Origin of the sequence: Nocardia carnea (assembly GCF_029868855.1) — a bacterium.
Classification (GTDB): domain Bacteria; phylum Actinomycetota; class Actinomycetes; order Mycobacteriales; family Mycobacteriaceae; genus Nocardia; species Nocardia carnea_A.
In genome coordinates this window covers 23,767-32,456 of the sequence record NZ_JARWOV010000274.1, presented here as the reverse complement: position 1 = coordinate 32,456, position 8,690 = coordinate 23,767, and the positions used below count along the sequence as shown (strand labels likewise).

8 protein-coding genes and 1 pseudogene are annotated in these 8,690 nt (G+C 68.3%); 4 read left to right on the top strand and 5 right to left on the bottom strand.

The genetic code is table 11. The features are described from left to right. A pseudogene (locus tag QH195_RS28495) lies at positions 1-274 on the top strand (ATP-dependent DNA ligase); the annotation flags it as partial. Positions 275-370: 96 nt separating this feature from the next. Here QH195_RS28495 and QH195_RS28490 read toward each other — a convergent pair. The 3 genes from QH195_RS28490 to QH195_RS28480 all read right to left on the bottom strand — a co-directional run bounded on the left by QH195_RS28490 (position 371) and on the right by QH195_RS28480 (position 3,128). After that, complete coding sequence (locus tag QH195_RS28490; protein ID WP_280437658.1) at positions 371-1,159, bottom strand: hypothetical protein; 789 nt, start codon at positions 1,157-1,159, stop codon at positions 371-373. Positions 1,160-1,327: 168 nt separating this feature from the next. Continuing rightward, positions 1,328-1,930: a TetR/AcrR family transcriptional regulator gene (locus tag QH195_RS28485; protein ID WP_280422637.1), complete on the bottom strand. Its 603-nt coding sequence runs from the start codon at positions 1,928-1,930 to the stop codon at positions 1,328-1,330. A 52-nt stretch (positions 1,931-1,982) separates the two neighbouring features. Further along, complete coding sequence (locus tag QH195_RS28480) at positions 1,983-3,128, bottom strand: acyl-CoA dehydrogenase family protein (protein WP_280437657.1); 1,146 nt, start codon at positions 3,126-3,128, stop codon at positions 1,983-1,985. A gap of 196 nt (positions 3,129-3,324) precedes the next feature. Between QH195_RS28480 and QH195_RS28475 the strand changes: the two genes are divergently transcribed. From QH195_RS28475 to QH195_RS28465, 3 genes are all read left to right on the top strand, one after another. Next, a complete protein-coding gene (locus QH195_RS28475; protein ID WP_280422638.1) occupies positions 3,325-4,755 on the top strand; it encodes an SDR family NAD(P)-dependent oxidoreductase in 1,431 nt (476 codons plus the stop codon). A 40-nt stretch (positions 4,756-4,795) separates the two neighbouring features. Continuing rightward, positions 4,796-5,182, top strand: coding sequence for a DUF2784 domain-containing protein (locus tag QH195_RS28470; protein WP_280437656.1), 387 nt, complete (start codon positions 4,796-4,798; stop codon positions 5,180-5,182). Positions 5,183-5,276: 94 nt separating this feature from the next. Further along, on the top strand, positions 5,277-6,629 hold the full coding sequence (locus QH195_RS28465) for a CoA transferase (protein ID WP_280437655.1): 1,353 nt from the start codon (positions 5,277-5,279) through the stop codon (positions 6,627-6,629). A 210-nt stretch (positions 6,630-6,839) separates the two neighbouring features. On the opposite strand, the gene QH195_RS28460 is transcribed toward QH195_RS28465, so the two are convergent. Together QH195_RS28460 and QH195_RS28455 are read right to left on the bottom strand one after the other, a co-directional pair. After that, the gene (locus QH195_RS28460) at positions 6,840-7,172 is read right to left on the bottom strand and encodes a hypothetical protein (protein WP_280422618.1); all 333 of its coding nucleotides are present in this window, start codon (positions 7,170-7,172) and stop codon (positions 6,840-6,842) included. Positions 7,173-7,225: 53 nt separating this feature from the next. Next, positions 7,226-8,197, bottom strand: a complete 972-nt coding sequence (locus tag QH195_RS28455; protein ID WP_280422619.1) for a GlxA family transcriptional regulator — start codon at positions 8,195-8,197, stop codon at positions 7,226-7,228. Positions 8,198-8,690: the final 493 nt, after the last annotated feature.

Genomic DNA, 8,690 nt, shown 5'->3' with positions numbered 1-8,690 from the left:
GGGCGCTGGGGCCCCCCCCCTGGCGGGGGCCCTAAGTGTAACGGTGCTTCCCCTTGTACCCCCCGCGCGCCCCCTACCCGGGGCGGCGGCCCCACGGGGCGATCCGTGGGTGGATCGCCCGCCGCAATCCATCGAACCCCTGCTGGAATGGTCCGAACGCGATCTGGCGGGCGGCCTCATGGACGCGCCGTGGCCGCCGCAATACCCGAAGATGCCGAACGAACCACCCCGGGTCCAGCCCAGCCGCGCCCGCAAACCGGATCCGGCAGGGTAGGCCACCGGCACAAGGGGCTTTGTTCCGTCGTCACGGTGGCCCATCCCGATCCGGGCAGCCCGACGCATAGCGGGCAGCGACCGTCGTGAGCTCGATTCAGGAGACCCACAACGCCCAAGTACCGTCTTCGCAGACCAGAGCCCGGCCGGCGGCGGTGCGGGCCGTGGCGGCCGCACCTGCGGTGCAGTTCCCGCCTTCCGCGCGTACGTCCTCGGCGACCCGGTACGGCCCGGACCACTGATAGCCGGTAACCGATCCGGTGTCGGTCAGGCACAGCAGAGTAGTGCCGTCGGTCGCCGCGCCGATCAGGGCGGGCTCGGGACAGGCGGTGTCTTTCTCGGCGACGGGTGCCGCGATCTCGGGTGCGGGCCGGGTAACCGGCGCTCGGGTGGAGGGTGCCGGCGGCGCACTGGACGGTGCCGGAATGGAGACGGCGGTGGCACTTTCCACTGTGCCGTCGGCGGGAACACCCGCTGCGTCCGCGGACCCGGTGGTGACCCCCAGCGCGTCGCCGACCTGCGAGTACATATCCGATACCCGGTCCCGGGGCAGGACGACGAATGCCACCAGCAAAGCCGCCTCCAGCGCACCGAGCACGAATGCGGTGAACGCCATGAACCGGCCGCGCGGATACGTGAACGCGATCGACCCGAAAACGATGGCGACCGGGAAGAGCAGAACCAGAGCCGCCACCAAGGCGACAACGGCATAGGGGTTGACGACCGGACGGCCGGTGTCGAAAGGCGAATCGTCCGGATGGTCGAAATCCTCGGGTTCCTCGCGGGGTTCCGGCCGGCGCCGGCCCGCTCGGGCGGGCGGGCCCGGGTCACGGTCCGGCGGTACCTCCGGCCAGCGCTGCTCGCCCCAGCGCTGCGAATATCCCATGCACGATCCCTTCGAACTGCTGCCGGGGGGAACCCGAAGCAGTCGACCCGCCCGGCATTGCGCCAAGAATAAGCGGGATCGGCCCGGCCGTTGCGGGAAACGGGAGTTGCCCGGATCACAGATGTCCATCCGACACGCCGTGATTGTCCATAACGAGACCCGCTGCGATCAGCTCTTCCCGTTGACCCGCGGAAGGGATTCGGCGACGAGAGTGGTCAGCACATCGACCAGCAGGGCATGCACCTGGTCCCGGGTCATCGTGCCGCGGGTGAGCCATTCGCGACCGGCGACCTTCACCATCCCGCCGTAGGCCCGGACCATCGCCCGATGCGGCTCCGCCGCCTCGTCACCCGATAGGCCGATCATCACCAGCAGCCGCTGCGCGGCCGCATCGTCGGCGGCGTCCAGTATCTGCTGCACCTCCGGATCGTCACCGACTCCCTCGTGACTGGTGACCTTCACCCAGGTGTTGCCGTGCTCGGAGATGGTATCCAGCAGCCAGTGGACGCTGGCGTCGATTCGTTCGCGGGGGCTGCCCGCCGGAATATGGAGGTCACCGGACCGGGGCAGGGTCACCATCCGGCGCACCACGGCGAGATAGAGATCGCGCTTGTTGCCGAAGTAGTGGTTGATCAGTCCCCGCGCCACCCCGGCGCGCTGCGCGAGTTCGGCGGTGGATACCGCGGCGTAGGGCCGCTCCCCGAACATCTCGATCGCTTTTGCGAGGATCTGGGCCCGGCGTTCGTCGGGTTCGAGACGGCGCCGCCGCATGGGCGCCCCGGCTCCGTTGGCCGGGTGGCCGGGGCCGGCGGCGGCTTCGAGATCAGAGGCCACGGGCGATGAGATCTTTCATCACCTCGTTGCTGCCCGCGAGAATCCGCAGCACCCGGGCACCGGTGTAGAGCTGCGAGATCGGGTATTCGGTCATATATCCGTAGCCGCCGAACAGCTGCAGGCAGCGGTCCACGACGATACCGAGCTGATCGGTGGACCAGTACTTGGACATGGCGGCGGTCTGCACATCCAGTTCACCCTTCAGGTGCCGGGTGAGGCAGTCGTCGAGGAAGACCCGGTTGGTGCGGGCGATGGTCGCGCATTCGGCCAATTCGAACCGGGTGTTCTGCATGGCGAAGAGCGGTTTGCCGAACGCTTCGCGGCCCTTGGTGTACTCGACGGTGAGCTCCACCGCGCGCTCCATCATCGCCACCGCCATGATCGCGGTGACGAGGCGCTCCTGAGCCAGTAGCTGCATCATCTGGTAGAAACCCTGGCCCTCCGCTCCGCCCAGCAAATTCGCCGCCGGAACGCGCAGGCCGTCGAAGAACAGTTCCGCGGTGTCCTGCCCCTTGCCGCCGATCTTGGACAGGATCCGGCCGCGGGTGAAGCCCGGGGTGTCGTCACTCACCTCGGCGAACAGCAGCGATACCCCGGCCGCACCCTTTTCGGGGTCGGTTTTGGCGGCGATGATGATGCCGTCGCACAGCCAGCCATTGGAGATGAAGAGCTTCGAGCCGGTGATCACGTACTCGTCGCCCTCACGCACCGCGCGGGTCTTGATGGCCTGCAGATCCGACCCGGTGCCCGGCTCGGTCATCCCGATCGACAGCACCATCTCACCGCTGCAGGCCTTGGGCAGTACCCGCTTCTTCAGTTCGTCGGACCCGAACTCGGCCAGGTACGGCGCGATGATCGAACTGTGCACCGGGATTCCGAGGGCACCGTCGCCCGCCCGCACCTGCTCCTCGATGATGGCCGCTTCATGAGCGAAGGTGCCACCACCACCGCCGAATTCCTCGGCGACGGCGGGACAAAGCAGGCCCAGTTCACCGGCCCGCCGGTAGAGCGCCTTGTCCGGATGCCCCTGCTCGATGAACCGCTCCTCGTGCGGCACCACTTCCTTCTCGAAGTAGGTGCGGGCGAGTTCCCGTACCGCCTCGACCTCGTCGTCGCTCCACGCGGGGCGTGCCATATCCGCATCCTTCGGTTCGTGAGCACCAGCCCGGCACGGTCGGGTGCCGGATCATTCCGGAATGACTTTCCCGCACTATTGGCGTGATGTCAACGAGGCGGCCGCGAGACCGTTCGCCCCGGTCGCGGCACCGCTACCCTGCCTTGCCACAATGATGGGCACGCTTTCCCAGCTCACGAAGGACATCCCCGCACCGATGGCCGCGACCAGCATCGATCCGAACGACCTCGCCACCTGTCTGCGCGTACTCGAACAGGCAGGCCGGCTGGAACCCGGCCACCCGGACTCGCTCACGGTCCAGCGCGCCGTCGGCGGCATGTTCAAGGAGCTCAAACGACAGCGACGCATCGCTGCCAGGCAAGCCAAACTGGAGGCCGATCGCGCGGTGGTCGCCGCGACCGCGACCGGATCGCCCAATCGGATCGACGACGAGACCGCCGGAATCCCGATCAGTTCGGCCACCACCGGAGCCTCTGCCGGAACCCTGCTGCGGGCGCGCGGCTGCTATATCTGCAAGGAGAAGTACACCCGCGTCGACGCCTTCTACCATCAGCTGTGCCCGGAGTGCGCCGCGATGAGCCACGACCGCCGCGACGCCCGCACGGATCTGTCCGGCCGCCGCGCACTGCTCACCGGCGGACGCGCGAAGATCGGTATGTACATCGCGTTGCGGCTGCTGCGCGACGGTGCGCACACCACCGTCACCACCCGATTCCCCAACGACGCGATCCGCCGTTTCGCCGCCCGGCCCGACAGCGCCGACTGGCTGCACCGGCTGCGGATCGTCGGTATCGACCTGCGTGATCCCGCGCAGGTCGTGGCACTGGCCGATGATGTGGCGGCCCAGGGGCCGCTCGATATCCTCATCAACAATGCCGCGCAGACCGTCCGCCGCTCCCCCGGTGCCTACAGTGCCCTGGCCGCCGCCGAATCCGATCCGCTGCCCGCCGGCGCACTCCCCGAAACGGTGACCTTCGGCCAGACCACCCGGGCGCATCCGACCGCCCTCACCGCGTCGCTGACCCCCGCTCTCACCGGCGCCGATGTGGCGGAGCTGGCGCTGGTCGCCGGTTCGGCCATGCCGGACCGGATCGCCCGCGGGGTCGCCATCGACGCCGGCGGCCTGGTCCCCGATCTCGCCCACACCAACAGCTGGGTACATACGGTCGGCGAGGTCGACCCCACCGAACTGCTCGAAGTACAGCTGTGCAATTCGGTGGCACCGTTCATCCTCGTATCCCGGCTGCGCCCGGCGCTGGCCGCGGCGGCCGCCCGCCGCAAGTATGTGGTGAACGTGTCGGCCATGGAGGGCCAGTTCTCCCGCGGCTACAAGGGCCCCGGTCATCCGCACACCAATATGGCCAAGGCGGCACTGAATATGCTGACCCGCACCAGCGCGGGAGAGATGTTCGAATCCGACCGGATCCTGATGACCGCAGTCGACACCGGCTGGATCACCGACGAACGGCCGCACTACACCAAGGTCCGGCTGGCCGACGAAGGCTTCCACGCCCCGCTGGACCTGGTGGACGGCGCGGCCCGGGTCTACGACCCGATCGTGCGCGGCGAGACCGGTGAAGATCTCTACGGCTGCTTCTTGAAGGACTACCGGCCCTCGCCCTGGTGAATCCGGCGCAGCGATCGCGATCAGGGCATACCCTGGACGGGTGTGGTACCGGCTGCTCGCCGATCTGACCGCCGCCGTGCATGTGCTGTTCATCGGCTACGTGGTGGCGGGAGGTTTCGTTGCCTGGCGGCTGCCGCGCACGATCTGGTTGCACAGTGCGGCGGCGGCGTGGGGGTTCGGCACCGTGCTGGTCGGCTATGACTGTCCGCTGACCTATGCCGAGAACTGGGCGCGCGAACGCGCGGGGCTGCAGGGCCTGCCGCCGGAGGGGTTCATCGACTACTACCTGACCGGAGTCATCTATCCCGAGAGCATGCTCGTCGAGGTGCGCATACTGGTCGCGATCTGCGTGCTGGCGTCGTGGGCCGGATGGTGGTGGCGGGTCCGGCACCAGCCCGGGCGGCCCACCGCGCGCACCCTCGTCTGAACTCTTCGCATCCCTGGTGACAGTGTGATGAAAATCGCTGTGCCAACGGGTAACTCGAGGATCGCTCGCGCCGCACGCCAGTACGCTCGGAGCAGTGGACGTGGGAGCACGGCTGGTTCGTGATTACGAGGACGGTGCGGGCGTTGCCGCGTCGGCGCCGGTGGACTGGCCCGACCCCGGGCGCTATCTCGCCGCAACCCTGCCGGTGTGGGGATTGGCCGCCGGATCCGTCCAAGCCTTCCTCGGTGCGGCCGATCGCTATCGCGCGGCCGCAGGGACGGCGCCGATCCGCCATCGCCTCGACCCGGAACGGATCGCCGCGTCGTTCACCAGTGACCGGCTGCTGCGGATCGCCGGCGCCCGCGTTGCCGGTTTCGCCGATCTGTCCGGATTCTTCCCCACCTTCGACGGCTGGGTGCGCACGCATGCGAACTATCCGCATCACCGTGCCCGGCTGCTGGCCGCACTCGAGTTGCCCACCGACGCGCCCGTGGAGCAGGCCGAATCCCAGATCGCCATGATCCGCGCCGCGGACCTCGAGGAACTGGCGGCTGCCCGCGGCGCGATCGCGGTGCGGGTACGTGACGAGGCACAGTGGCGTGCCCATCCGCAATCGGGTTCGGCCGCCGCCGGCCCCCTGGTCGCCCTTGTGGAGCGGTCGGACCGGCGGCGCTACACACTGCCGGTGTCCGGTACCCCATATCAGCCGCTGCAAGGCGTGCGGGTGCTCGACCTGACCCGGGTCATCGCCGGTCCGGTGGCCACCCGCGCACTGGCACTGCTCGGAGCCGAAGTCCTGCGCGTGGACCCACCCGCACTGCCGGAGATTCCGTGGCAGTTCACCGATACGGGACAGGGCAAGAAATCGGCCCTGCTGGACCTGCGGACCGCGAATGCGCAATGGGAGAGCCTGCTGGACACTGCGGATGTCCTCGTGACGGGGTACCGGCCGGGTGCGCTCGAAAGGCTCGGCCTGGCCGGCCGGCCGGGCCTCATCCACGCCCGGGTCAGCGCATGGGGGTTCACCGGGCCGTGGGCCGGCCGGCGCGGGTTCGACAGTATCGTGCAGGCGGCAACCGGGATAGCGGTGATCGAGGGCGCCTCCGCTGTACCCGGGGCCTTACCCGCCCAGGCCCTCGACCATGCGTCCGGTTATCTACTCGCCGCCGGTATCGTCGACGCGCTCGCGGCCCGGACAGGGGACGGGTCCGGCCGTGACGTGCGGGTCTCACTGGCCCGTACCGCGACCTGGCTGCTGTCCGAACGCGGCCGCACACCCGGCCATCCGGCACCGGCGGTACCCGGTCCACGCTGCACAGTCGCGCACGGGCGGATCGTCACCGCCGCGCCTGCACTGGCCGAATTCCCCGATTACCCGTTCCCGGCTCCCGATTACGGTCGCGCCGAACCTCGCTGGTCCGACACACCGGCACACGAGCCGGGATGACCCGGGGGCTTGGACCGAGTGGAGAATCGACCGCCACCACGAACTCATGTCCCGAGCCCGAACTCGCCGGCCTGCGGTGAATCCACCACTCCCGGTCGGCGGCGGCGCCGGTTCGGCGGCCCGGCAACCCGTACTCCCAGCTCGGTGAGACGGGGCGTCATTTCTCGGGTGATGCGACAATTGGGCGTGACGCCGGATCGGCGCGCGAGGTCAGAGTCCGGTGGACAACTGCACCACGACCTTCTCCTGGGTGATCTCGCGGACCGTCAGGTCCAGGCCCTGGGCGGATTCGGTGGAGCCCATCGGCACCGTGACATCCTGACCCGCGACCTTCAGCGTCACCACATTGCCCTCTACCGCGGCCAGTTGGGCGTCCACGCCGAGAACGCTGATCTTCGCGTCCACGCCGCGGTCGAAGGTGACGGTGCAGCCTCGGACATCGCATTCGCTCGTCGCGCCGGCGCCGGTGGCGGTGCAAGCGGAAACTCCCAGTGACAGTGTGGCCACGAACCCGGCTACGGCGATCAGCCGTCGAACATACATGCGGTCAGTGTAGGGAGGAATTGCGGTGCCGCGACCACAATCACCGCCGAGTCTCACAGGCCGATCTGGGCACGGATCTGCGCCGGTGACATCCCGCGGCGCCGGCGGATGAGGGCGCGCAGCGCACTGGCGTTGACATACCCGACCTCCCGGGCCACCCCTTCCACCGTGAGACCGGTGGTCCGCAGGAGCCGGGTGGCCCGGTCGACCCGGATATCGTCGGCGAAATCCTTCGGCGACATCCCGAGCGCCGCGCGGGTGGCGCGTTGCAGGCTGCGCTCGGTGACGCCCAGTTCACGCGCCGCGGCCGAGATCAGGAACTGCTCCGAAATATGCTCGCGTACCCAGCGTTCGTACGCGACGATCAGCGGGTTGCCCCGGGCGAGCACCTCGGGGATGACGTAAGGCGCCTGGCTGGCCCGGCCCTCGAAGGCGAGATATCGCCGCGCCTGCTCCGCCAGTTCCGGACTTGTGCGGTACACCAGGGATAACGCCATATCGAGATGCGATAGCGAGGCACCAGCCGTGGTGATGCCGTCACCATGGCAGACGATGCTCCGCTCGTCCAGATCGACCCTCGGATAACGCCCGCGGAAGCTCGTCCCCAACCACCAGCTGGTCGTTGCCGGCGAACCGTCGAGCACACCGGCTTCCGCCAGGAAGAACGTCCCGGTACAGGCCGCGGCGAGATGCACGCCTTGGTCGTATGCACTGCGGATCCGGTCCAGGAGCCACGCGTTACCGGGGTCCGAGACGAGTGCGACCAGCGGTTCGGGATCCAGGACGTTCACCGCGGCCACCGCGAGGGCGTCGAACGACGCTGATACCTCACTCAGCGGAATGGTCTGAATGGTGTTTCCGCTACCCGTCCGCACCGAACTACCGAGTGACACCGTATGCACATTCCATGCTGCCGGTGGATGGTCGAGTTCTCTGCGCAGGACGTTCGCGGTACCGAACGCCCCGTGGAGGGCGCCCAAGCCGAGTTCGCCCACACCGTCCACGACGAAAATGCCCACATCCACGGTGGCAGGATACGGATCGCGAAACGTCCTATGAAAACCGATCGGTCTTTTATGCCGCCGCGGCGCGATATAGCGAACGCACTGACCTGTCGCAAACGGATCGCATCCTGTCGCGTCTGCCCCTCCGATCGGGCTGTCCCACACAGTAACGTCAGGGAGCGACGGTGCTGTCGCGTCCGGCGACCGCATCGTCTTTCGTATGAACACGGGAGATCGAGGTGAACCGCCGGATATGAGCATTGCGCGCCCACGAGCCGGGCGCGTGAACGAGGCCTACGGCGCGCCTGCCTCCGCACCGCACACTTCTCCGAGCAACCGGCCGGGTACCACGGCCGGCGAACCGCCCTCGGGCTTTTCGTGTGAATTCGCAGATACCGCGGTCGAACTTCCGGGGATATCGGCGTGTACGAAGGCATGGTTGCGGCGCTGCGGGGTGCGCCGCAACTTTGTCTTCGTACACGCAAACCTGGATTTCTGTTCATTCAGCGGTGGT